This is a genomic window from Caldicoprobacter faecalis (assembly GCF_900115765.1).
In the GTDB taxonomy this organism is placed as follows: Bacteria; Bacillota; Clostridia; order Caldicoprobacterales; family Caldicoprobacteraceae; genus Caldicoprobacter; species Caldicoprobacter oshimai.
On record NZ_FOXR01000001.1, the window covers coordinates 131245 to 155512 of the forward strand.

24 protein-coding genes are annotated in these 24268 nt (G+C 47.0%); 1 reads left to right on the forward strand and 23 read right to left on the reverse strand.

The features are described from left to right. Position 1: 1 nt before the first annotated feature. The 4 genes from hisC to hisZ all read right to left on the reverse strand — a co-directional run bounded on the left by hisC (position 2) and on the right by hisZ (position 4406). Complete coding sequence (gene hisC, locus BM241_RS00705) at positions 2–1063, reverse strand: histidinol-phosphate transaminase (protein WP_092281810.1); 1062 nt, start codon at positions 1061–1063, stop codon at positions 2–4. Then, positions 1056–2360: a histidinol dehydrogenase gene (gene hisD / locus BM241_RS00710; RefSeq protein ID WP_092281811.1), complete on the reverse strand. Its 1305-nt coding sequence runs from the start codon at positions 2358–2360 to the stop codon at positions 1056–1058. The genes hisC and hisD overlap by 8 nt, the downstream gene beginning before the upstream one ends. Beyond that, entirely contained in the window at positions 2344–3000 is a 657-nt protein-coding gene (hisG, locus tag BM241_RS00715; RefSeq protein WP_025746691.1) for an ATP phosphoribosyltransferase, read from the reverse strand. The genes hisD and hisG overlap by 17 nt, the downstream gene beginning before the upstream one ends. Positions 3001–3188: 188 nt before the next feature. Next, positions 3189–4406, reverse strand: coding sequence for an ATP phosphoribosyltransferase regulatory subunit (hisZ, locus tag BM241_RS00720; protein ID WP_092281812.1), 1218 nt, complete (start codon positions 4404–4406; stop codon positions 3189–3191). A 260-nt stretch (positions 4407–4666) separates the two neighbouring features. On the opposite strand from hisZ, the gene BM241_RS00725 reads away from it, so the two are divergent. Further along, positions 4667–5473 carry a histidinol-phosphatase HisJ family protein gene (locus BM241_RS00725; protein ID WP_025746693.1) on the forward strand — a complete coding sequence of 269 codons (807 nt, stop codon included), beginning with the start codon at positions 4667–4669 and terminating at the stop codon, positions 5471–5473. 20 nt (positions 5474–5493) lie between these two features. Here BM241_RS00725 and BM241_RS00730 read toward each other — a convergent pair whose 3' ends face one another. From BM241_RS00730 to BM241_RS00820, 19 genes are all read right to left on the reverse strand, one after another. Beyond that, a complete protein-coding gene (locus tag BM241_RS00730) occupies positions 5494–5907 on the reverse strand; it encodes a F0F1 ATP synthase subunit epsilon (protein WP_092281813.1) in 414 nt (137 codons plus the stop codon). Positions 5908–5911: 4 nt separating this feature from the next. Next, a complete protein-coding gene (gene atpD / locus BM241_RS00735) occupies positions 5912–7318 on the reverse strand; it encodes a F0F1 ATP synthase subunit beta (RefSeq protein WP_025746695.1) in 1407 nt (468 codons plus the stop codon). A gap of 32 nt (positions 7319–7350) precedes the next feature. Further along, entirely contained in the window at positions 7351–8217 is an 867-nt protein-coding gene (atpG, locus tag BM241_RS00740) for an ATP synthase F1 subunit gamma (RefSeq protein ID WP_025746696.1), read from the reverse strand. A gap of 21 nt (positions 8218–8238) precedes the next feature. Then, positions 8239–10026, reverse strand: a complete 1788-nt coding sequence (gene atpA / locus BM241_RS00745) for a F0F1 ATP synthase subunit alpha (RefSeq protein ID WP_177206053.1) — start codon at positions 10024–10026, stop codon at positions 8239–8241. Beyond that, complete coding sequence (atpF, locus tag BM241_RS00750) at positions 10026–10505, reverse strand: F0F1 ATP synthase subunit B (RefSeq protein WP_025746699.1); 480 nt, start codon at positions 10503–10505, stop codon at positions 10026–10028. The genes atpA and atpF overlap by 1 nt, the downstream gene beginning before the upstream one ends. Positions 10506–10758: 253 nt before the next feature. Next, entirely contained in the window at positions 10759–10977 is a 219-nt protein-coding gene (gene atpE / locus BM241_RS00755) for an ATP synthase F0 subunit C (protein WP_025746700.1), read from the reverse strand. Between the two features lie 83 nt (positions 10978–11060). After that, positions 11061–11741, reverse strand: coding sequence for a F0F1 ATP synthase subunit A (locus BM241_RS00760; RefSeq protein WP_051456292.1), 681 nt, complete (start codon positions 11739–11741; stop codon positions 11061–11063). After that, positions 11713–12042, reverse strand: coding sequence for a hypothetical protein (locus BM241_RS00765; RefSeq protein ID WP_025746702.1), 330 nt, complete (start codon positions 12040–12042; stop codon positions 11713–11715). Before BM241_RS00765 ends, BM241_RS00760 begins: the two co-directional genes overlap by 29 nt. Before the next feature lie 205 nt (positions 12043–12247). After that, entirely contained in the window at positions 12248–13405 is a 1158-nt protein-coding gene (locus BM241_RS00770; protein ID WP_025746703.1) for a GNAT family N-acetyltransferase, read from the reverse strand. Positions 13406–13407: 2 nt separating this feature from the next. Next, positions 13408–14307 carry a DUF2156 domain-containing protein gene (locus tag BM241_RS00775; protein ID WP_092281815.1) on the reverse strand — a complete coding sequence of 300 codons (900 nt, stop codon included), beginning with the start codon at positions 14305–14307 and terminating at the stop codon, positions 13408–13410. A gap of 106 nt (positions 14308–14413) precedes the next feature. Further along, positions 14414–17074 (reverse strand): cyanophycin synthetase, encoded by a 2661-nt coding sequence (gene cphA / locus BM241_RS00780; protein ID WP_025746705.1) that lies wholly within the window; start codon positions 17072–17074, stop codon positions 14414–14416. 5 nt (positions 17075–17079) lie between these two features. Further along, complete coding sequence (locus BM241_RS00785; protein WP_025746706.1) at positions 17080–17889, reverse strand: cyanophycinase; 810 nt, start codon at positions 17887–17889, stop codon at positions 17080–17082. Between the two features lie 190 nt (positions 17890–18079). Then, positions 18080–18619, reverse strand: a complete 540-nt coding sequence (locus BM241_RS00790; RefSeq protein ID WP_025746707.1) for a hypothetical protein — start codon at positions 18617–18619, stop codon at positions 18080–18082. 87 nt (positions 18620–18706) lie between these two features. Beyond that, positions 18707–19363 (reverse strand): response regulator, encoded by a 657-nt coding sequence (locus BM241_RS00795; protein ID WP_092281816.1) that lies wholly within the window; start codon positions 19361–19363, stop codon positions 18707–18709. An 8-nt stretch (positions 19364–19371) separates the two neighbouring features. Continuing rightward, complete coding sequence (locus tag BM241_RS00800; RefSeq protein WP_092281817.1) at positions 19372–20547, reverse strand: sensor histidine kinase; 1176 nt, start codon at positions 20545–20547, stop codon at positions 19372–19374. A 188-nt stretch (positions 20548–20735) separates the two neighbouring features. Beyond that, a complete protein-coding gene (locus BM241_RS00805; RefSeq protein ID WP_051456293.1) occupies positions 20736–21326 on the reverse strand; it encodes a 5-formyltetrahydrofolate cyclo-ligase in 591 nt (196 codons plus the stop codon). A 27-nt stretch (positions 21327–21353) separates the two neighbouring features. Next, the gene (alr, locus tag BM241_RS00810) at positions 21354–22469 is read right to left on the reverse strand and encodes an alanine racemase (protein ID WP_025746711.1); all 1116 of its coding nucleotides are present in this window, start codon (positions 22467–22469) and stop codon (positions 21354–21356) included. A gap of 21 nt (positions 22470–22490) precedes the next feature. Continuing rightward, positions 22491–22925 (reverse strand): ACT domain-containing protein, encoded by a 435-nt coding sequence (locus BM241_RS00815; RefSeq protein ID WP_092281818.1) that lies wholly within the window; start codon positions 22923–22925, stop codon positions 22491–22493. A 17-nt stretch (positions 22926–22942) separates the two neighbouring features. Beyond that, positions 22943–24241 carry a phenylacetate--CoA ligase family protein gene (locus BM241_RS00820; protein ID WP_025746713.1) on the reverse strand — a complete coding sequence of 433 codons (1299 nt, stop codon included), beginning with the start codon at positions 24239–24241 and terminating at the stop codon, positions 22943–22945. Positions 24242–24268 lie beyond the last annotated feature (27 nt).

Here is a 24268-nt window from a genome sequence, read left to right on the forward strand (position 1 = left end):
TTTACCCCTCCAGTATTCGTTTTAGCGTTTCTACAAAAGCGTCGTTGTCCTGTCTTGTACCTACCGTGATGCGCAGATAATTCTTGAGCCTGGGGTCATTGGGGAAATTGCGAACCAGTATACCTTCCCCTATTAGCTTTTTATAGACCATTTCGGCATCGGGAACCTTTATGAGCAAAAAATTGGCCTTCGAAGGATAAACCTCGATTCCTTTGACACCACGTAATTTATCGTACAGTCGTTCCCTTTCGTGTATCATGGAGGCAATCCTGCTACGAAAAAGGTCAATGTTTTCAAGTACCAGCTGTGCCGCCTTCTGTGAGAAGCTGTTTAGGTTGTAAGGTGGCTTTACCGCGTATACCTGTTCAACCAGCTTTCTGTTTCCTATCAGATATCCAACGCGAAGGCCGGCCAGCCCGAAAGCCTTTGAAAAGGTCTTGAGGACCAGTGCATTGGGGTAATTTACGATTTGGTCCGCAATCGAATCCCCGCAAAACTCGCCGTAAGCCTCATCCACCACTACCACGCCGTTAAAAGCCTTGATCAGCTTCATAAGTTCATCTTTATCGATGACGTTGCCTGTAGGGTTATTAGGAGAACATATGAACACAACCCTGGGCTTGTATTGTTCTATTGCCTTATAAAATGCGCTCACATCATAGTCAAAGTTGTCATCTAGCGGCACCTCTACAGGTATGCCCCCGGCTATATGGGTAAATATGCCGTACATTGTAAACGATGGGCTGGGGCACAGCACCCCGTCTCCTTTTCCCACGAAAGCGCTTATTATCACCCTTATCAGCTCATCTGAACCAGCCCCTACCATAACCTCATCGGGCGATACGCCGCAGTATCGAGAAATAGCCTGCCTTAAGGCGGTTGCATCGGAATCAGGGTATCTGTTAAATTGACACCCCTCCATCAATTCTTTTACTAGCTGTTGCCTGATAGCCTCCGGTAAGTCATAAGGGCTTTCATTGGCATCCAATTTTATTTTATAAGGCACGCTACGAACCTTATAGGGCTTTAAAGCTTTAAGGTCATTACGCAGGAATTCAGCCATTCTCTTTAAACCTCACTTCTATGGAATTTGCATGGGCAGTTAACCCTTCCCTGTTTGCAAACTCTATAACATCGAGAGATACGGCTTTTAGCGCTTTTTCGGTATAGAATATTATGTTGGATTTCTTTACAAAATCGTATACTCCCAGGGGTGAGAAGAAACGCGCCGTACCGCCGGTAGGAAGCACGTGGTTGGGCCCGGCCATATAATCCCCCACCGGCTCGGGAGTATAGTGCCCCAGGAATATGGAACCCGCATGCTTGACGGCCCCCAAAATCTCAAAGGGGTTTTGTACGGCCAGCTCCAGGTGTTCTGGTGCAATGGAGTTTGCGATTTCTACAGCCTGTTCAAGCGAATCAACCACGATCAGGGCCCCAAAATCCCTTAAAGAAGCCTGTATGATGTCCTTTGATGATAAGCCCTCAACTTGCCTTTGCAGTTCCTCAACTACACGGCTGGCTAACTCGAAAGAGGTAGTTACAAGAATGGCTGAAGCCATGGGGTCGTGTTCGGCCTGCGACATGAGGTCGGCCGCCACAAAGGCTGGCTCAGCCGAGGAATCGGCCAGTACCATCACCTCGCTGGGGCCGGCTATCATATCGATGTCTACGTAGCCGTATACCTCCTTCTTAGCCAGCGCCACATAAATGTTCCCCGGCCCTACTATCTTGTCCACCTTGGGTATGGTGTGGGTACCAAAGGCCAGTGCGGCTATAGCCTGCGCTCCCCCTATTTTAAATATCCTTTTGCACCCCGCCTCGCACGCCGCCACCAGGGTATGCGGGTTTACCTTTTTGTCCTTCCCGGGCGGTGTGGCCATGATAATATCAGATACACCTGCCACCCTCGCGGGAATGACATTCATAAGCACCGAAGAAGGATATGCCGCTCGCCCACCCGGTACGTAGACTCCAACTCGCTCCATGGGCACTACACGTTGTCCCAAGATTATGCCATTTTCTTCGCATATTGCCCAGGAATTTTCAAGCTGTTTGTTGTGAAATTTCCATATATTGTCTCGAGCTTGCCTGAGTATATCAATATAACGGCCATCAACCTTTGAATAGGCCTCCTGGATTTCCTCTTGGGATACCAGCATCTCCTGTGCGTTGGCGTAATGTACTCCATCGAATCGAGCAGTATATTCAATAACCGCTTCATCCCCTCTTTGCCGAACAGCTAAAAGTATTTCCAAGACAGCGTTTCTTTCTCTTTCAAACGATACCTGCGAGCGGCGGTCGAGCCTGTTCAATATCCATGCGGTATCCTTACCCCTTCCATCAATTAACTTCACCATCTTTTCGCTCCTCCAATACCATTTGAATGTTATCGATAAGCGCTTTTATCTCCCTGTTCTTCATCTTTAAGCTGACGCGATTGACCACCAGCCTGGCACTTATACTGCATATCTCTTCCAGTATCACAAGCCCGTTCTCTTTAAGGGTCCTGCCGCTCTCCACTATATCCACAATTACATCGGACAATCCCGTTAAGGGAGCCAGCTCCACAGAGCCGTTCAGCTTTATAATCTCCACTGCCTTGCCTTTCCGCGAAAAATAGTTACGCGCTATATTGGGGTATTTTGTAGCCACACGGGTATGAGAGCGCGTGATCCAGCTATCCTGCTTTTCAGGAAAACCGGCTACTACCAATCTGCACTGGCCGAACTTTAAATCCAGCATCTCATACAGAAGACGCCCCTCTTCCAGCAGCGTGTCCTTGCCTACAATTCCTACATCAGCTATGCCGTATTCCACATACGTTGGAACATCGCTGGGCTTGACCAGTATTATGCGAATTTGCTGGTCGGGCGTAAAAAATATCAGCTTCCTTGAGGGCTCTTTAAGTTGGCCACAGTCAACCCCTGCAGCCTCCAGAACATCTATGGCCTCCTCCATCAGCCTTCCCTTGGCAAGAGCTATGGTTACCAACGAAATGTTCCCCTTTCTATGAATAGTAAAGCATATCCTTTTTTGGCACTTGAAAATTCGTACAATGGTGTTAAACTGCTTAAAACAATGGAGTTAACTTGCATAAAAAACAGATGAACAAATAACTACAAGTAACTAAAAAATAACCACAAAACGCTTCCATCGCTCAACGTAAATGTCAGCTTATATCTCTATTAGAAATCGATCTCGTGCTCAACAATATCCTCTTTTTCTCTGACCTCTACTACCCTTGGAATGCGCTTCTTTCTGGCATAATCCAAAGGATTTTTGCTCTCCTCTGTAGATAGGAACATCTCTACCCTTTTGTTCTGCTTTTTGAGCTGCTGCATAAATTCATATGCCCTACCCCTCTGGCTGCCTTCTGCCACTACCAGCACATCGACGGGCGGTATCTCTTCCAATTTCCCTTGACGTTCCAGAGCGATAAGCAGGCGCTTGATGCCTATCGCGAACCCTGTAGCCGGCAGGTCGCGCCCAAACTCGGATACCAGCCTGTCATATCGACCGCCGCCACACACAGGATAACCCAGCTCTTTTGTTATTCCCCTGAATATTATGCCAGTATAAAAGTTGAAGCTTTGAACCATTCCCAGGTCAAAAGTGATGTAGCGGCCAAATCCGTAGTCCTTTAAAATTCCGTATACCTGATATATGTTTTCGAGAGCGGCCCTGCATTTGGGGCTGCGAGAAATTTTCATGGCTTCTGTCAGGATTTCGCTATCTCCATAGAGCTGTGGCAACCTGTACATCGTTTCCTTAATATGCACCGAAATGGGCAGTTTCTTGAGAAGCATCTCAAGGGCCAACATGTTTTTTTGGTCAATCAAGGTTCGGATTTCTTCCGCCTCCTGCTCGGATATCCCCGCTTCTTCAATCAAGCCCTTAAAAAATTCCACCTGACCTATATCAATCTGAAACTCTGCAAGCCTCAGATCCAGAAACAGCTGTATGGCCATCGCGATGACCTCTGCATCGGCTTCAGGCCCATCTACGCCCAAAAGCTCTACCCCTGCCTGTGCCACTTCACGCTGTTTGCAGGCCTGAAATTCGCCGTATCGGTATACATTCCCTAGATAGAATAATCGGAGTGGAAGAGGGTGGTCACCCATCTTCGTGCCAACAACCCTGGCAATAGGCATGGTGATATCGGGGCGCAACACAAGTACTCTTCCTTCGGGATCGATCAGTTTAAACATGTGTTCCTGTTCGATAGAAGGCTTAACCCCCGCAAATACATCAAAAAATTCGAGTATCGGCGTTTCTATTTCATTATAGCCGCTCAAATAAAAAAACCTTCTTATTTTATCTTCTATCTTGCGCTTGTTATAGCATTCATCAGGCAAGTAGTCCTGCACGCCGTCGGGCAGGCTCAATTTTAGCTTACCAATCATCTAAACCCCCCATTTATTTAACACTTTAATTGATTAAATTGATAAAGCGTTAAACTAATGTATATTATATTATAAACTTTAGAGCAATGTCAATTATGAATTTACTTTTGTCTTTAAGATAAACTTTTAGCGGTTAATTGTGGCTTGAATTGCTCTCGATATAACACTGAATAAAGCCCGTTGTTGTTGCGTTTTATTGACTGCCGGCAACAACGACTGTAAAATAATATAGAAATCCAATATAAAGGCAGGGATAGAAATTGTTGGACTACCACCTTCACAGCACGTATTCGCTGGATAGCCGTATGTCTATGGAGGCGGCATGCCTGCGTGCCATTGAAGCAGGGCTCAAAGAAATCGCATTCACTGATCATATAGATATCGATTGGCCGGATGACAGCATTCCACCTTTTGACATCAGGACGCTGGACAGGTATTTTGAAGACATAGAAAAAATGCAGGACATGTTTAAAGGACAGCTAGTAATAAAGAAGGGAATCGAAATTGGCTTGCAGCCACACATCCTCGAGAAATGTACCGATATCATAAAAGCATATCCCTTTGATTTTGTAATAGCATCGGTTCATATAGTAGGAGGGGTTGACCCTTACTGGGGCACCTTTTATCAAGGAAAGACAAAAGAGGAAAGCTACCGGCAATACTATGAGGAGATACTTATGCTCATCAAATCCTTTGATGCTTTTAATGTTTTAGGTCATTTGGACTACATAAAGCGGTATTCCCCCTTCCCCATTGAAGAGACAGATCATCTTCTATGTGCCACGCTGGTGGATGAAATATTGAAAACCCTCATCAGCAAAGACAAGGGACTGGAAGTCAACACATCTGGCTACCGCCATGCATCCAAATCCCCTATGCCCCATCCCGATATAATTGCAAGATACAAACAGCTGGGCGGCAGTATTCTTACGCTGGGCTCAGATGCCCATGCCCCTGAACACGTGGCATTCGAGTTTGAGGCTGCGCTCAATGAAATAAAAAGGTCAGGGTTCGATACGCTCACTGTTTTTACCAGCATGCAGCCAGAATTTGTGGCTATACCCTGACCTGGATCCAATCAATTAGCCTAATCGATGTTATAACGTTTCTTTACTTTGAGCCTCGCCATAGCGCGGGCCATGGCTGCTTTGGACTGGTAATACTCCTTCATGCTCCTGCGCTGGCGTGCCCTTTCCTGTGCCCGCTCCAAAGCAGCCTGTGCGCGCTTTACGTCTATCTCTTCCGGCCATTCTACCGAATGGGATAGGATGATGGTCTTATCGGGACGCACTTCCATAAACCCTTCGTTTATGGCCGCCTCACGCCACTTGCCATTTTGCTTGATCTTCAGCGTTCCAATTGCGACCAGCGCCACCATTGGGACATGCCCTTTCATGATGCCCAGTTCTCCATCCGAGCTGTTTACTATCACCATTTCAACGTTTCCCCGGAAAAAAGTCCTCTCAGGGGTTATGACCTCGAGGTAGAACTCGCTTGCCATGCTATCAACCCGCTTTCTTCATCCTCTCGGCTTTTTCAAACACCTCATCCAGGTTTCCCACCATGAAAAATGCGGCTTCAGGTATATCGTCTACTTCTCCGTCTACGATGGCACGGAAGCCCTCGATAGTTTCCTTGATTGGAACAAATTTGCCTTCGATGCCTGTATAAGTGGCAGCCACATGGAAGGGCTGCGACAGGAACCGCTGAATCTTTCGGGCCCTGTAAACCGCCATCCTATCTTCCTCGTTGAGCTCTTCCATGCCAAGTATCGCGATTATATCCTGCAGCTCTTTGTACCTCTGCAAAATCTCCTGGACTTTGCGCGCCACCCGATAATGCTCCTTGCCCACTATCCTCGGATCGAGTATCCTCGAGCTGGAATCCAAGGGGTCAATTGCAGGGTATATGCCCATCTCAGCAATCTGCCTGGACAGAACGGTGGTGGCATCCAGGTGAGCAAATATGGTGGCGGGCGCCGGATCAGTCAGGTCATCGGCTGGAACATACACCGCCTGGACCGACGTGATGGAGCCGTTTTTGGTGGATGTTATGCGCTCCTGCAGCGCCCCGACCTCCACCGCCAGGGTGGGCTGATACCCAACAGCCGAAGGCATCCTGCCCAGCAAGGCAGACACCTCAGCCCCTGCCTGAATGAAGCGGAAGATGTTGTCGATAAACAGCAGGACATCCTGCCTTTCTTTGTCCCTGAAGTACTCCGCAATGGTAAGCCCCGTCAGCGCTACCCGCATCCTGGCGCCCGGCGGCTCATCCATTTGGCCGAACACCAGCGCTGTTCTTTCCAGCACGCCCGACTGCGTCATCTCGCTTACCAGTTCATGCCCCTCGCGAGTACGCTCGCCTACTCCTGTAAACACCGAAACGCCGCCGTGCTGGGTAACGATGTTGTGTATGAGCTCCATGATAAGCACCGTCTTTCCCACGCCAGCTCCACCGAACAGGCCAATCTTGCCCCCTTTGGGATAGGGAGCCAGCAGGTCTATGACCTTGATTCCAGTTTCCAATATATCGGTAGCTGGCCGTTGCTGCTCAAGTGGCGGTGCCGGGCGATGAATGGGGACCCTTTCCTGCGCATTTACGGGCCCCTTGCCATCGATTGGTTCCCCCAGGACATTGAAAACCCGACCCAACACTTCTTTACCCACGGGCACCGAAATAGGAGCTCCCGTATCATAGGCTTCAAGTCCCCTTTTTAATCCATCTGTGGCCTCAAGGGCAATACAGCGCACCTTGCGGTTCCCAAGATGCTGAGACACTTCAGCCCATACCACCCTGGAACCGTCTATTATCTTGACGGCATTGAGTATGGCTGGTACTTCTTCGGACTCAAACTGTATATCAATTACTGGACCGACGATTTGCACAACCTTTCCCTTATTTTTGTATTCCATCTATGTCTCATCTCCTTTTACCGAAGCCGCTTTCATTCAAGAGCGGCCACACCACCCATTATTTCGGAAATTTCATTGGTGATAACAGCCTGCCTAGCTTGATTATACTTGATCTGCAGCTCTGCTATCATGTCATCGGCATTCTTTGTAGCGGTATCCATCGCCATCATCCTGGCCTGCTGCTCGCTGGCAAACGACTGTATCAACGCCCCATATATGAATCCCAGCAGATACTTGGGGATCAGCAGGTCCAGCACAGCCTTGGGCGAAGGGTGATAAAGTATATCGGCGCGATACTCCACGTCAAGGCTCACATCGCGAAAAGCCGACAGTTCGACTGGCAGCAGCTTGATGACTTTTGGAGTCTGCTTTACCGTCGACTCCATATGGGTGTAAACGATGTAAAGCTCATCCATCTCATTTTGGCTATAGGCATCTATCAGCTGCTCGGCCATATCTCTTGAATAGTGAAAATTCGGGTTTTCTGCTGCGTACAAAAAATCATCATTGACGTTATAGCCTTTTCTTTTGAAGAAATCGCGGGCTACCTGGCCCACCACGAATATATTAACGGAGCCCCTGTGCTGTTGTATGTGTGATAGGGCTGTCTGAAGCACGTTGTGGTTGTAAGCTCCGCACAGCCCTTTGTTTCCCGCGATGACGAGATAGGAGGCTCTTTCATTTCCCCTTGGCACAAAAAAAGGATGGTCGATTTCAGGGCTATGGACTATGATATCCTTCACAGTAGAGCGTATCTTTTCAAAGTATACGTGATTAGCCCTGTACTTTTCCATGGCCCTGCTGAGCTTGGACGAAGCGATGAGGTACATGGCCTTGGTTATTTGGCGCGTTTGACGTATGGTCCTGATCCTGCGCTTGATCTCAACCGTGCTGTACATAAGATATCACCTGCACATCTCTTACTTCAAAAATGTCTGTTTAAAGTCATTTACGGCAGCCTCTATCTCGGCCATATCCTCTTCAGTTATATCGCCGGTCTTGCGTATATTTTCAACCACGTTTCGGTGATAGCAATCCATATACTCGATAAATTGTTGTTTGAATTCCTGTATTCTGTTTACAGGTACATCCAACAGCATCTTCTTGGTGACCACGTACAGGAGGATGACCTGGTGCGCTACGTCCATTGGATGGTACTGCTCCTGCTTGAGTATCTCGGTGATCCTCTCTCCCTGTGCCAGCAACTCCCGCGTGGATGGATCCAGCTCTGAGCTAAACTGGGAGAACACCTGCAATTCGCGGTACTGAGCAAGCTCCAATCGCAGTGTACCTGAAACCTTGGCCATGGCTTTAATCTGGGCCGCCTTTCCTACCCTCGAAACTGACAGCCCAACATTTACAGCAGGACGAATGCCAGCAAAGAACAGTTCGTCTTCCAAAAAAATCTGGCCATCGGTTATCGATATTACGTTTGTAGGAATATATCCCGATATATCGCCAGCCTGAGTTTCTATTATGGGCAACGCCGTCAACGACCCGCCACCCTTTTCCTTGCTCAGCTTGGCTGAACGCTCCAGAAGGCGGGAATGCAGATAAAAGATATCTCCCGGGTAAGCCTCTCGCCCCGGAGGACGGCGCAGTAGTAGTGATAACGTTCTGTATGCTATGGCATGTTTGGTCAAATCGTCGTAGACGATGAGTACGTCCTTTCCCTTGTACATGAAGTATTCCGCCATAGCACAGCCTGCATAAGGGGCAATGTACTGCATTGGAGCTGAATCGCTGGCAGTAGCCGAAACCACAATGGTATAATCCATGGCCCCCATTTCCTTCAAGGTATTGATGGCCTGGGATACCGTGGATGCCTTTTGGCCGATGGCTACATACACGCATATTACATCCTTATCCCTTTGGTTGACTATTGTATCCAGGGCAATAGCGGTTTTTCCCGTCTGGCGATCGCCGATAATCAGCTGCCTCTGTCCTCTACCGATGGGTATCATAGAATCTATCGCCAGCAGGCCGGTCTGCAAAGGCTGGTTCACCACATCCCTTTCATATATACCTAGAGCCTTCTGCTCAATCTCCCTGTAGGCCTCGGCGTGGATGGCGCCTTTTCCATCTAGCGGCTGTCCCAGAGGATTGACCACCCTGCCCAGTAAGCCCTCGCCTACTGGCACTTCAACAACGCGGCCGGTACTGTAAACAGTTGTCCCCTCCATCACCGAATTCTGGTTGTTGAGCAATATAGCACCTACTGTATCCTCTTCAAGATTAAAGGCGATGCCGAATACGTTGCCTTCAAACCTCAATAGCTCGCCATATCTACAATCGCTCAACCCGCTGATTAATACCACACCATCCCCTGAACGTATTACACGGCCGACATTTTCAACATCAAATTCCTGCTGATATTCTTGAATCCTGTTTCGAATGAACTCGCTAACAGACTCCATACTGATGAGTTGACCTGAGGACTTTAAGTCAATCCCCAAGTCAACCATATCCCCCTTTTGAAGCCCCAGCAGGTGTTCCCTCATCCTATTAAGCTGGCCTTTCACGCTTCCATCGTATATTTTGTCGCCAACCACTACTATGATTCCGCCTATTATTTCAGGATCAGCCTTTAAAGTCAGTTTTATCTTTTTGCCCAAAAAAGCCGAGAATCTTTCTTCTATCTGCGCTACGCTTGCCTCATCCAGTGGAAAAGCAGACCATAAGGTCCCTCTTTCAACGTTTGCTGCCATCATGTTTCCACCTTCTCCAGGAATTTCTCAATTATTGCCTTGTTCTGTTCAGGAGTTATATGGCTCTGTAGGACCTTTGAAGCCAGCTCGACAGCCAGATTAACTGCCTGCGCTTTAACGGCCTCAACCGCCTGTTCTCGCTCCTGTTCTATCTGGCGCCTGGCCTGCTCCAGTATGGCCTCTGCCTGGCGCTGCGCCTCTTGCTGTGCCTCCTGTATGCGCTCCTGCGCAATGCGCTCAGCCTGTTCCATGATGGTCTTCACCTGTTGGCGCACCTTTTCCAGCTCTTCTCTGGACAGACGCTTGTTTTCCTCAATTTCGCTTTCGCGTTTTTTTAACTCCTCTATCTTTGCCTCAAATCTCTGGGTACGCCTATCCAGAAAGTTCTTTATCGGCTTAAACAGCAGCCATTTCAGGAATATAAACAGTATAATGGTGTTGACTATATTAAAGATAAAGGTCCAAACATATTCTTTCATGATGAATTCACCGTTTCTTTAAATTTTTTGTTTTTTATCCGTCAAAAAAGAACATTTCGTGAGAAAGCCGGCAACCAATCTGCCTTCTTCTCACGATAAGGATTTTTATCCGTTGCTGAACATCTTACGAATACAGGTTTACTGTTTTTATTCAAATATTCAATGGCTTCCCGCCATGTGAAAAACAAGCAATGCCAGATAAAAAGCGAAATCCCTTATTTAACCGTTTGATAAGAGCTCGCAAAGCTGGCCCTTACTGCATAAAGATGATAAGCAGAGCGATTACAAAGCCATATATGGCTACAGATTCAGTGAGAGCCAGGCCCAAAAGCAGGATCCTGTTGATCTGGTTTACGGCCTCCGGCTGCCTTCCCGTAGCCTCGGCGGCTTTACCGGTGGCAATGCCCATACCGATACCCGCACCTAAACCTGTTAAGACTGCCAGAGCAGCTCCAATGGCGGTCAATCCCATTTTAGGTTCACCTCCTGATAAGTATCTGTACTACATTAACCTCACTGTTTACTGTTTTTTTATATCGAGATGTCTGTTTAACATTATTCTATAGCCTCTCCTATAAACGTTAACGACAAAGTGATAAATATAAAGGTCTGTATAAGCCCATCAAACAGGGTAAAGTATATCGACAAAAATGAGGGTATGACAAGAGGCACCACCTTATATATGAGTTCCATCACCACCAGGCCCCCCAGGATGTTTCCAAACATTCGGGAAGCCAGGGACACCGGCACCGCCAAATCGGTCAAGGCTTTGATGGGGGCGATAAACGGTACAGGCTTGGTATAATCCTTCAATCTGCCCCACAACCCCTTCTTCCTGATGCCATAAAAGTTGATCAGGAAAAAGGTGATGATTGACAGTGCGAATGTGGAGGCAATGTAAGTGGTGGGAGGCCTCAATCCCCACAGCTCAACGGTGTTTGCAAATCCAAGGTAAAGCGCCAGCGTACCGATATAAGGTGCCAACTCTTTGCTGAATTCGTGTACTGTGTCACGCGAAAAGCTGTACACCCATTCCACAAACAGCTCAAGGATGTTTTGAAAACCTCTGGGGATTTCCTGGAACCGGGGTAAAAGGTAAAATCTTACCACAAAGGCAAAGATTGCCAACCCGGCACTGACAATCCAAGATATACACACGGCATCGGTTACAGGTATTCCGCCCAGTATGGGTATGGTAAACCACACCTTAGGATTTATATCTATTATTCTTTCCATGAGCCATCGCTTCCCTTCTGTTTATAGTCTTCCCCATATGGCGGTTTTTCTTGACCACATAGAAAAAGGTATACAAAACGATACCAGCGCTCAATGACAACAGCAGCGTCAACGACCAAGCGGCTGCTAATGTTAAAATTAGTAAAACAATAACGTTTTTTACAACAATCTGTCCAAAAAATTTTTTATCTACCCGGCCCGACCGAAGGACCCTTGCCACAAGGGCTTCGTTCAGGCGCATCACTTCTCGCTCAATAAAAAAGCCGCCTGTCAAGCCGGCTAAAATCATAACAACCTTCAAGTTCCTAATACCACCCTGTAAACTTGTACATAAATGTCCTGCATAGCAATCGATTTGGTTTATCGTATAAGCTTAAGTATAAAAAGTCCCTCGAAAGTTGTCAATATGGAATTTTGGCTCCTATCTGGCCAAAAAGAAAAAACAATAGTCAAAAAATGTATATAGCGCTTTGTTGCTGTGACATATGTTGAAATTCTAAAGGGATCTAGTAATCCTCTATTATATAATTGACAGTGGATGTGAATATGCTCTTTAAAGAATCAATTGCACTGTTATCCAACACCTCAAGCCTGCCCTGTTTTTGGGCCTGGATTGGGGTTATGTATCCCCATAGCAGCTGAGCAAGCGTAGTAATCGGCATTACGACTTGTGGCAAAGCGTTACACGAAACCACTTCCAGACCCCCGTCGCCATTGCGGAGACGGAAGACTCCTTCATTCCACCTCAGTACAGGATCGATAACCTGAATCTTCAAATCAACTTCCCCTGAGGTCCTCAACACCTTTAAGGCCTTCTCCACATCCACAATACGCCCCATCACATAAGGTTGTCTATACATTACCCCCCGTGGGTTAGGCATATCCATGTAGGTGATATCATCGGGCGGCGCATTCCAAACAATGGTATCAACCTGGGAATAATGGTTGGCAATGAGCCTCATAAGCGTATTTTTAGCTTCGGGAGTAATATATATGAGCTCACGTACTTTGCATTGACGGTTTGAAATCTCAAAGAGCACATAACCTGTCGCCTCAGAATCCTTGATGACTATATATCCAGTGCCACCGGCTATATGAAGGTCATCCAGCAACCGTTCCCAGTCATCCTCATTCCTTATCACATATCCATTATATGCCTCCATAAATTTTTGGTAACATTTGCTCATGAGATTTATTTGTCCTTTTGTGGCAGGAATTATGTCATCCAGGATTTTGCCTGCCGGACCCAATATCTCCCGGTCCCCGGTATACACCAAGTGGTGGTAACATATCTCCCATCCGTATTTCCTATAGAAATCATAGCGAAAGGGCAACAAAATGGACACCCACTCGTGACGCATGCGCATAACCTCAAAGGCATACCGGATGAGTGCCCTTGCATCGCCCCTTCCCCTGTACTGCGGCCAGGTTGAAAGGCCCACCAGGTATGACGTCTTCACAGGCTGTCCCCTCAGCATAATTTGATAGGGCAAAAGCTGAAGGGCACAGCGGACGTTTTTTCCCTCGTAAACTGCCAGAGTGTTTTCACTTCTGTATCTCCTGCTAAAAAACCAGCTGACAAACTCAGGCGGGTCGTCAAAGCAGTATTCCCACAAGCTCTTTATCTGTGTCATATCATCGGGGCCAGCAAACCTTATCTCCATGGCTACTCCTCCACCAGATACCCGGTGTACTTCTCCACCATCTTAACGGGGTGGTATGACCTCTTTGCCTGTCGTAAGCCGGGTATGCCCATGTCCTCCTCGCGGTTTATATAGGGCACATCTTTCCAGCAATGCTCAGCAAACTGTTGGTTGATCATGGCATAGCATCCATGATACTGCGTATTGGCTTTTTCTATGTGAATGACAGCCATTTCGGGGTTAAGGAGTTCTCCCAAAGAAAATGCCTGGATCTTGCCGTCAATCCTCAATGCACCGCCCTTGAGCTTTAAAGCGTCGAAATTCCGCAATGCCTCAAGCACAGCCACCTTTTCATATTCCAATCCAGGGACTGGATCCTTTCTTTTCATCCACTCCAGCTCGGCCTGTATGCATTCTTCTATGTTGCTGTCGTCTACCGGTTCATATGTATACTGATAGCTTCTCAAAAATTTATTGATGTGATTCCTCTTTTGATGGTATTTCTTGCCCCTCAAGTGAATGAGGTCCTGGGTACGATATACGTAGTCATCGTTGTTGGGATCCCGCTCGAACCTAAACAGCCCGGGCACTGCCTCATCAATTATCCTTCGGGTGATATCGGTAACTCCCTTCATCACAATGGGATATCCTTGTTTTTTGAAATATTGAATCAGCTTGTGGATTGCGCTATCGACGTTGCTGCCTTCTCCATCTAAAGGTGGGAAAAAGAAGTAGAAATCTTTTCCAAACCTGCCTATGGTACAAAGACAGCCGTCGATTATTGAAAACCTCAAATTAAAAGCATGCCGCCATATGAACATGTTTGTGAATGTAAACTCTGAATTTTCATAATGCCTCAATGAAAAATAGTGGTCAAATACAGGTTTATCTTCTAACTCTATTTCCTTAAAATGTATATCCATGATTACTACCCCTTTCCTTCCTTCCTAATTTATATAATATCATTTGCTGTTGTTTAAACGCAAATTTTTGTTGGTATCCGGGGTAGTAATCCGAACTTTGGCGTTTCTATTGCAGCCTGGTAAGTTCCACCATGGCGCTGTCCCTATCGCTATTTGTCCCTCCTTCAATATTTGACAGTGCCTCTTTTATCGTGGCCATCACAGGCTCCAGCTTCTCATAGAAGATCACGATCAGGTCTCCAGGTTTTGCCCCCCTCATAGCGGTTTTAAGCGCCTCAACCTCTGAAAGTATTATCTCGACATTGCCAGGGTCCATCCCGGCTGACAAGATCCCTTCCTCCAATAGCTTGGCCACCTCACCCCTGCGCCTGCCTCTCAGGTCAACGTCTTCCTTGATTATGACGCTGTCAAAGCCTTTTCCAGCTATAAAACCTATGCGCCTGATGCTGCTGTCCTGCCTGTCGCCGGGAACCCCTATGATTCCAACCGTTCGCGATGCTCCCATCTTTTTGATGGCTTCTATGACTTGGGTGTAACCGCTGATATTGTGCGCATAGTCCACCACCACCCTGAAATCCTTTATATTGAACACGTTAAAGCGGCCAGGATTATGGAACTCATCGGCATAGAAGGAACCCAATGCTTTTTGTATGGTTTCTATGGGAATTTTCATGGCATAGGCAACGCTTACGGCCGCCAGGCTGTTCTCGATATTATACGTCAACTTTCCCCCATATGTAGCCGGGATCCTGGAAACATCCATGCACTGTATAAATCCATCTCCCGTAGCAATGGTGATATGCTGTCCTTTCAGGAATACAGCAATTCCCCCTTCCATGAGGTGCCTGTGTACGGTGATGTTGTCCTCCTGCCTTGAAAAGTATATTATGTTGCTTTTCACCCGCTTGGCAGCTTCCGCCACCATGGGGTCATCGGCATTCAGCACTACATAACCGTTTGTCTTTACAGCCTCTAACACCAGTGATTTTACATGCAGCAAATCCTCAAGCGTATAGATCTCATCTATCCCCAGATGGTCTTCGCTGATGTTGGTCAAGACAGCGATATCGCTGAGGTCATAGCCCAGGCCTGATCTAATGATGCCGCCGCGGGCGGTTTCCAGCACTGCAACCTCTACGCTTTTGTCGGTCAGGACTATCTTTGCACTGGCAGGTCCTGTGGTATCCCCTTTCATGACACAGCGGTCATTTATAAAAACCCCACCGGTTGTCGTCATTCCAACGGTATAACCGTGTGTCCTAAGAATGTGTGCAATCATGCGAACAGTGGTAGTCTTACCGTTTGTCCCTGTAACTGATATGATAGGGATTGAGTGTCTGCTTCCCGGCGGGAAGAGCATGTCGACGATATGTTGGGCCACGTTCCTCGGCTTGCCCTTGGATGGATACAGGTGCATGCGTATACCGGGTGCGGCGTTTACCTCTATTACCGCGCCTGTACCTTCTTCTATTGGCTTGGAAATATCGGGGCAGGCAATGTCAATTCCTGCAATATCAAGTCCTATTATCTGTGCCGCCCTTACCGCAATCTCACAATTTATGGGGTGTATCTTGTTGGTACAATCGATGGCTTCTCCGCCCGAGCTTAAGTTGCCGTTGACTTTTAAATACACCCGTTTGCCGGCGGGAGGAATGCTATCTGGAGTGTACCCCTGCTTTTTCAGCACTGCCAGCGAAATCTCGTCAATCTTAATTTTGGTGAGCGGCTTTTCGTGGTCTTCGCCTCGCCTTTCGTCTTTATTTATTATATCCACCAGCTGAGAGATGGTGTGCTTACCGTCTCCCACCACATGGGCAGGAATTCTCTGCGCAACGGCCACTACCCTATCCCCCACCACCAGCACACGATAATCATTCCCCTTGATATACTTCTCCACTATGACGTTTTCATCCACCTGTTTGGCAATGTTGAAAGCCTGGGCCACCTCCTCTGGAGTGGTGAGATTGAGGGACACTCCTCTGCCCTGGTTTCCCCTTTCAGGTTTTACAACCACGGGGTACCCCAACTCCTGGGCTATCTCCAGTGCATCTTCAAGCGAAGTACATACGCTGCCTTCAGGAACGGGTATTCCCGCTTCCCTCAATATCTCTTTGGTTAAGGTCTTATCGCAGGCTATATCAACCGAAATACAGCTGGTATTCTCAGTGATGGTAGCCTCTATCCTTTTTTGATACTTTCCGTACCCTAGCTGCAATATGCTGCCATTCCCGATTCTCATAACGGGAATCCCTCTTTCCAGTGCGGTCTCAACAATGGCTTTGGTACTGGGGCCCAACTCGCTTTTCATTGCCTTTTCTTTTATCCTATTAAGATGCCAATCAATGTCAAAAGCCTGGCCACGACACAAGGCCTCCACCAATTGAACGCTACACTTGCCGGCTTCCAAACCTGCCACCTCATTTCTGTAGGCGTACACAATGGTGTATCTGGTTGAATCCTTGATTTGCCTTGCTCTGCCGAAGCTGACGTCATACCCCAAAACATGCTGTATCTCCAGGGCACAGTGTTCAATGACGTGCGCCAGATATGTTCCCTCCATGAGTCTCGTAATGAAGCCACCGGGACAGCCCAGGGAGCAGTGGTGCTGGTACAGGCCGGGAAGCAGCTTCAACAGCGCACCGTTGAATCCACTTATATCCTTTGTAGGTATATCCGCCAGCTCTTCCAAGTCCACGACCATTTTAACGACCTTTTGATGGCTGTAAATGTTCCTTCCTTTAAATGCCTTAAGCTCGCAAATCTTCAAAGCAATTACCTCCTGATCACCGGTCTTCGCGATTTGATATCGTACCTGTAACCCGCTGGAAGTACATGCATTACGACGTTGGTCAGCGCCAGTATTTCATCAGGCTTCAACTCCGAGACATTGGTAAAATCCAGGTTTTTGCCGTCGAGTATTGTCACAGCATGGGACCCTATCACTTCAAATACCGCATCTCCATCTATTATGATTGCGGTATCCTCGTCAATTCCCACCCCTAACATGTGCGGGTTTTGAGCTATAGCGGTAAGCAAGCGGCCAATTCGGCCACGCTGGGCAAAGTGCTGGTCTATTACGACGTCTTTTAAAAGCCCTAATCCCGGTGCCATCTTTAGTGTACATTTTTTGGGCGCGTCATCATCATTGCCCGACGTGATCATGGTTTCGCTCATGACCGAAGCGCCTGCGCTGGTTCCGGCAATTACCACACCGCGATGATATGCCTCTTTCAGCTTCTCTTCAGCCTTTGTACCTCCCAGAAGAGAGGTGATACGCAGCTGGTCGCCGCCGGTGAAAAATATGCAGGTGGCAACGTCCATTTTGTCTATAAATCCGTCGTTGTTAGCATGATGCCTGGAATCTATATGTATCACGCTTATATCGCGTACACCAAAGCGATCAAATATTTGGGTGTATTCCTCACCTATGCTTTGGGGATACTCGGTGGCTACTGTCAGGATCACAATGTGCCCCTCTTGTCCCCCTGCCAGTTCGACAAGCTTTCTTAAGATTACGCATTCACCCTCTTTGTCTTCTGCACCGCCAATTATCATGAGCTTACCCTTTACCTTTTCCTCCATACACAGCTCCTCCAACAATATTGGTACAATACCTTTATTTTTCCAAAAATATAGGAGATTATTCCATAAAAATAAAAATAAAAATACACCCACTTTTTGCGGGTGTATACCTGTTTAAAGGAAGATATGACAGACAGACAACTGGCTTGTAATATGAGGAATTATCATGCAAATAACTTATGTCGTCATCTCAAAAGCTTATATTCACCTTTGACTTCTCGGCCCTCATTGCCTCGGCCTTTTCTATGGCCTCCAAAATCTTCTTTCTCTTGCGAAGCCCATCTATATAGCTAATTCCCGATAATAAGGGAAGCAAAACAATTGGTATTATGGCTATATCAGGCATCATCTTCTCAAACGTAACAAATATCTTGGTATATGGTACCAGCCAAATCCGCAAAACTGTGTTAAACCAATTGATACTGTCTGCAGAAGACTTCATACTAATAGCCAGCAGGTATAAAATCACGCCCGGAATAGAAGCTATAAGGCCGGCTATAAAGCCTTTATACGGGGCAAAAGCCTCCTTTTTGGCGTCATCCAGTCCTTTACTGCTCATGTCAGCGTATATTATCAACCAGAATATTGCTATATAAACAAGCCCTATAAGCCACTGGTATACCTGATTTTTTTCAAGAATACCGAATAACGCTGGCATAAATATAAACTGAACCAGCGACATGACAGCATGGGTCCCCAGCAGCTTCAAACCCTGTTTTATGGGTCCCACTTTATCCCCTCCCCTCTTGTGTTATTATACTATAAAACAAGCATCATTTCTAGGCAATTTTGAAGAGGAGGGGAGAGGCCGTAAATCTTATTTTAAATGATTTTTGAACACATAGATGGCAGCCTGTGTACGATCGCTTACATCCGGCTTTTTAAATATGTTTGACACATGGTTTTTAACCGTCTTCTCACTTATGTACAGCTCATTGGCAATTTCCTTGTTGTTCTTGCCGTCGGCTATAAGCAGCAAGACCTCAATCTCCCGCGGAGTTAAGTTGTGCTGTTCAAACTGCTTTCTTACCGAATGATAGCTCATCTTGTCAAAATCCTTTATAAGCTTGCCGGAGAGGTTGGGCTGTATGTAAGTTTCACCTCTGTAAACGTCCCTGATGGCCTTCAAAAGATGATCAACGTCAGCATCCTTCATGATATACCCTGACGCACCTATTCTTACCGCTTCCAGGAGGTATTCCCGATCGTCATGCACCGTGAGCACTATTACCTTGGCCTGGCATCCCCTCTCTTTAAGCTCTTTGATAGCGTATATGCCATTTTGTACCGGCATGTTTATGTCCATCAAAATCACATCGGGATTGAGCTGCAAGGTTTTTTCCACCACCTCTTTACCGTTGGAAGCCTCACCTACTACTTCTATATCCTCTTCTAATTCAAGCAACTGCTCAAGGCCTTTCCTGAAAAGCGAGTGGTCATCAGCAATAAGCACCTTTATCTTTTCCTTCTCCATAAATTTAATTAACCCTCCTTTTCCGTAGTATTAATAGGTATTTGCAATAAAACCGTGGTACCCCTTCCTTCCTGAGATTGAACAGTCAATTTGCCTTTAAGCAGCTCGGCACGCTGCTTCATGCCATATATGCCGAACCCTCCTTCATAGATATTGGTCCTTTTCTGCTCTTCAACTTTTTCTTTATCAAAGCCTACGCCATTGTCGGCAATCCTGGCAATTAAAAAACCATCTTTTATGTACATCTTGATATAGGCCTTTGTTGCCTTTGAATGCTTTTTTATGTTGTTTAGCGCTTCCTGCACGATTCTGAATACGGCCACCTCAACCACTTTATCCAGAGCGTTTTCATCCAGGTCATAGACTTCCAACGCTACATCTATGCCAGTCTCTTCGATGAACTTTGACACGTAACGCTGGAGTGTGGGCACTAGGCCTAAATCGTCTAGAGACATGGGACGCAGGTCGAATATGATTCTCCGTATCTCCTGGAGGCTTAGTTTTACCAGCTGTTTTAGCTCGCCTATTTGTTGCCTGGCCTTCTCTACATCCCTGTACAGTAGTTTTTCGCAGAGCTCGCACTTGAGCACGATATTTGATAACGATTGAGCGGGACCGTCGTGGATGTCTCTGGCCAACCTCTGGCGTTCCTGTTCCTGGGCAGTGATTATCCTTATACCCATCATCTCTTTTTTTTGTAATTCATATAGGGTACTACTTATATTAGTCAGTGCATCGATAAGGTAGTTCATGGCCACAGCCACATGAGTGACCAGATATTCGGCTCTTTCTACGATTTCCCTTGCACGCCTAATCCTCATCTCAAGTTCGGTCCTCTGGGCTATCAAGTGCTGTTCATTTTCTTTTTTAAGGGTCAGCTTGATTTGCAGTTCTCTGGCGGTATCGTAGGCCATTTTGATGTCATCTTCGTTGTAGAGCTTAAAGTTTTTACTCACTATCATAAGCCTGTATCGGCTTTTCTTTTCTAAGAGAGACAGCCTTTCTACCTCTTCTACCGCTTCTTTTACTTTAACTTGCAGCTCTTCAAGCTTGGCCTCCAACTCTTTCCATTCCTGCCTGGCACTCTCTGAAATTTCAAATATCTGCTTTTTCCCGTTTTCAAGAGCTTCAATAGCCTTTTTTACTATTTCATCCAGCTGTTGGGGACTAATATTCTTAACCAAATCGACTCCCTCACATATGAGAAATTTTATACAACCATTTATTCGACAGATATTTATTCGACAAAATAATTAAAATTCCTCTTTAAACTGACAACAAAAATAATGATTAAGCTCATAAAAATCAAAGGCATGGGGCTTTTAGCTCCATGCCTTTTTTTGCATCATCCCTGCTGTATTGCGCTTAAAACTCACATTACCTTTTTAATACCGCTTTCGGTTATAATCAAGTCCATCGGGACATCAAAATGACAAACGGGTACGCTGGGCATAACTTGAAAATCGAAGGCTAGTCCAACCTTTTTTGCAAAAGGCGGGACCTTCATCAAAAAGCGGTCGTAGTACCCTTTACCGTGGCCTATCCGATTGCCGTGTATATCAAATGCAAGGCCGGGCACTATTATCACTTCTAAAATGCTGGGGTCAACAGGCCTTATATACTCCTTTTTGGGCTCGAGTATTCCGTAATGTCCGGCTACAAGCTCGTCCAGCCCTTTGATTTGCGACGCCAACAGGTCAACCGTTTGAGTGATACAAACCGGCACCACCACAGTCTTACCGGCTTTCAGCAAATCTTCAATTATTTTCTCAGTTCTTACTTCTCCCGGCATGTTTACGTAGGCCATGATGGTTTGACTATTTTTAATAAAGTCCAAAGAGAGTAAAAACTCAGCTATCCGCACGCTTTTCTCATCGATTTCCTGCTGGCCCATCTCCTTTCTGCGCCTGGCCATCATCCGCCTTATGTCTTCCTTTGTCACAGCCTTTGCCTTGTCTATCAACGTATATCAGCTCCTCCCATGCCTTCATCAGATGTAGATTCTGGGTATTCTGCGCCCTATACCCGTCAAAATTTCATACGAAATGGTGCCACACAGCCGTGCGATGTCTTCGGCTGAGATGGTCTCCCCTCCCTGGGTTCCAATGAGCACCGCAGTATCACCAGGTTTTACCCCTGGGATATGGGTTACATCCACCATGACCTGGTCCATGCACACCAGGCCAACGATGGGAGCCCTCTGGCCGTTTATCAAAACCCATCCCCTATTGCTGAGCAGGCGGCTGTATCCGTCCGCATAGCCCACCGGAAGGGTTGCGATACGCATGGGCCCCTCGGCGATAAAAGTTCTACCGTAGCTGACGCTATCGCCTTTATCTATATCCTTTACGTGCACCACCTTCGTTTCCCACTGGAGTATTGGTTCAAGGTGTACAACTGAACGCTTGACGGCTGCAGAAGGATAGTACCCATACATGGCAATTCCTGCCCGTACCAGGTTAAAATGGGTATCAGGGCAATCGATAATGGCAGCGCTGTTGGCGGCATGAACCCACTTGAAATCTATGCCGTCGCCGCGAAGGATATCGAGGATGTTTAAAAACCGCCTCATCTGTTGATTAGTAAAGGACTTGTCTTCCTCGTCAGCTGCAGCAAAATGGGTAAATATCCCTTCCAATCTCAAATGGCTGCATGCCTTTATCTCGGCACAGAACTTCCTTATGCTTTCAATATCAACCAGCCCAATACGTCCCATGCCGGTATCGACCTTGAGGTGAACGCCTATCCGCTTATTCAGCCGCCGGGCTTCCTGATTCAACAGCCTTGCCACCTCTAGTGAAAACACGCACTGGGTTAAATCGTATTCAACTACCGTCTTCACCTGAGTCTCATCTATGCCTCCAAGCACCAGTATGGGTGCGGTAATGCCGGCCTCCCTGAGCTCTGCCCCCTCCTCTGGTATGGCAACTCCCAGCCATGAAGCTCCGGATACCAAAGCCTGATGTGCCACACCGATAGCACCATGCCCGTAAGCATCCGCCTTTACAACCGCCATCAGCTGAGTAGCGGGCTTTAATATGCGCTTTATGCTTTTTATATTCCTATCCAGCTTGGCAAGGTCAATTATTACTTTACTGGGCCGCATTTCAAATCACCTGAATCCTGATCATTTTGTTCCCAAGCCATTTACATCATCCGCCGTCAGCACGCTGACGTTTTCCTTTTTTAACATTTCTTTGGCTGCTTTGAGGTCATCTACTTTAAATAATATGAGGGCTCGTTCGGCAGGCCGCCGCACAAAAGAATACAGGTACTCTACACTTATATCCCCTTTGCTCAATATGTCAAGTACCTGGTGCAGACCTCCAGGTTTATCGGGGACTTCAACTGCCAATACCTCTGTGGTATTCACAGTATACTCAGCTTCACGCAATACCCTCAGCGCCTTCTCAGAGTTATCAACTATGATTCGCAATATGCCAAAATTGGTTGTGTCAGCTATCGATATAGCACACATGTCAATGTTATGTTCGGCCAACACCTTTGTGACTTCGGCCAGCTTACCCTTTTTATTCTCTAAAAATACCGAGATCTGAGTCATAGGCTTTTCCTCCCTTCTCAAAGCTTTCGCCGGTCAATTACGCGCCTGGCTTTGCTTTCTGAACGCTCAATCGTCTTAGGCTCGACCAGCTTGACTTTGACTGACAAGCCAAGTGCGCTCTGTATCTCGTTGGTTATTCTGCGGTTGAGTTCCTCCAGCTTGCGCACCTCATCGGAGAATAACTTGTTGGATACTTCCACCCATATCTCCAGCACATCCAGATTGTTTATCCTGTCGACCACCAGCAAATAGTGCGGCTCTGTCTGTCCGATCTCCATAAGTATGCTCTCAATCTGCGAAGGAAATACATTTACTCCCCGCACTATGATCATGTCGTCGGTCCTGCCCAACACCTTTTTCATTCGAACATGGGTACGCCCACATTTGCAGGGTTCATAATTCAAAGCCGATATATCTCTGGTGCGGTACCGTATCAGGGGCAGGCCTTCTTTTGTAATGGTGGTGATTACCAGCTCACCCTCCTCACCTTCTGGTAGCACTTCTCCGGTTTCAGGGTCAACTATCTCGGGTATAAAGTGGTCCTCAAATATATGAAGCCCGCACTTGTACTGACATTCGCTGGCAACCCCGGGTCCTATAACCTCGCTCAGTCCGTATATGTCTATAGCAGATATCTGAAGCTTGGATTCTATTTCCCTGCGCATACCCTCGCTCCAAGGCTCAGCACCAAAGATCCCGTACTGGAGCTTGAGCTCTTCCCTTTTTATTCCCATTTCTTCCATGGTCTCGGCGATGTGCAGTGCATACGACGGGGTGCACGCCAGTACAGTAGTGCCGAAATCCTTCATGATCATGATCTGCCTTTTTGTGTTGCCGCCCGAGATTGGGATGACCGAAGCGCCGATTCGCTCGGCCCCGTAGTGTACCCCCAGGCCCCCTGTAAAAAGGCCATAGCCATAGGCTATCTGAATCACTGAATCCTTGGTGGTACCTCCGCATACTAGGGTTCTGGCCATGAGCTCCGACCAGGTGATAATATCCTTTCGGGTGTACCCCACAACAGTAGGCTTACCCGTTGTACCGGAAGAGGCATGTATCCTAACGATTTCGCTTAGCGGAACAGCAAAGGTGCCGTAAGGATAATTGTCTCGAAGGTCCTGTTTGGTGGTGAAAGGAAGCTTATGCAGGTCTTCGACGCCGTTTATGTCCTCGGGTACCAATCCCATCTCTTGCATGCGTTGACGGTAATAGGGCACGTTGTGATATACCCTACGGACCGTTTCAACCAAACGGCGCGACTGCAATTCCCTCAGCTGCTCCCGCTCCATACATTCATGTGCTTTATCCCAGTACATTTCTGCTACACCTTCCTTAATTTCATA

Bases quoted from the DNA above. Each gene is read 5' to 3' on its own strand.
- atpA (WP_177206053.1), bottom strand. From the start codon at position 10,026: ATGGCAGCAAACGTTGAAAGAGGGACCTTATGGTCTGCTTTTCCACTG.
- BM241_RS00775 (WP_092281815.1), bottom strand. From the start codon at position 14,307: ATGGATATACATTTTAAGGAAATAGAGTTAGAAGATAAACCTGTATTT.
- atpF (WP_025746699.1), bottom strand. From the start codon at position 10,505: ATGAAAGAATATGTTTGGACCTTTATCTTTAATATAGTCAACACCATT.
- atpD (WP_025746695.1), bottom strand. From the start codon at position 7,318: ATGGAATACAAAAATAAGGGAAAGGTTGTGCAAATCGTCGGTCCAGTA.
- atpE (WP_025746700.1), bottom strand. From the start codon at position 10,977: ATGGGATTGACCGCCATTGGAGCTGCTCTGGCAGTCTTAACAGGTTTA.
- hisZ (WP_092281812.1), bottom strand. From the start codon at position 4,406: ATGATTGGTAAGCTAAAATTGAGCCTGCCCGACGGCGTGCAGGACTAC.
- atpG (WP_025746696.1), bottom strand. From the start codon at position 8,217: ATGTACAGCACGGTTGAGATCAAGCGCAGGATCAGGACCATACGTCAA.
- BM241_RS00815 (WP_092281818.1), bottom strand. From the start codon at position 22,925: ATGACTCAGATCTCGGTATTTTTAGAGAATAAAAAGGGTAAGCTGGCC.
- hisD (WP_092281811.1), bottom strand. From the start codon at position 2,360: ATGGTGAAGTTAATTGATGGAAGGGGTAAGGATACCGCATGGATATTG.
- BM241_RS00795 (WP_092281816.1), bottom strand. From the start codon at position 19,363: ATGGAGAAGGAAAAGATAAAGGTGCTTATTGCTGATGACCACTCGCTT.
- BM241_RS00760 (WP_051456292.1), bottom strand. From the start codon at position 11,741: ATGGAAAGAATAATAGATATAAATCCTAAGGTGTGGTTTACCATACCC.
- BM241_RS00785 (WP_025746706.1), bottom strand. From the start codon at position 17,889: ATGGAGGAAAAGGTAAAGGGTAAGCTCATGATAATTGGCGGTGCAGAA.
- BM241_RS00820 (WP_025746713.1), bottom strand. From the start codon at position 24,241: ATGTACTGGGATAAAGCACATGAATGTATGGAGCGGGAGCAGCTGAGG.
- alr (WP_025746711.1), bottom strand. From the start codon at position 22,469: ATGCGGCCCAGTAAAGTAATAATTGACCTTGCCAAGCTGGATAGGAAT.
- hisC (WP_092281810.1), bottom strand. From the start codon at position 1,063: ATGGCTGAATTCCTGCGTAATGACCTTAAAGCTTTAAAGCCCTATAAG.
- BM241_RS00770 (WP_025746703.1), bottom strand. From the start codon at position 13,405: ATGGAGATAAGGTTTGCTGGCCCCGATGATATGACACAGATAAAGAGC.
- BM241_RS00730 (WP_092281813.1), bottom strand. From the start codon at position 5,907: ATGGCAAGCGAGTTCTACCTCGAGGTCATAACCCCTGAGAGGACTTTT.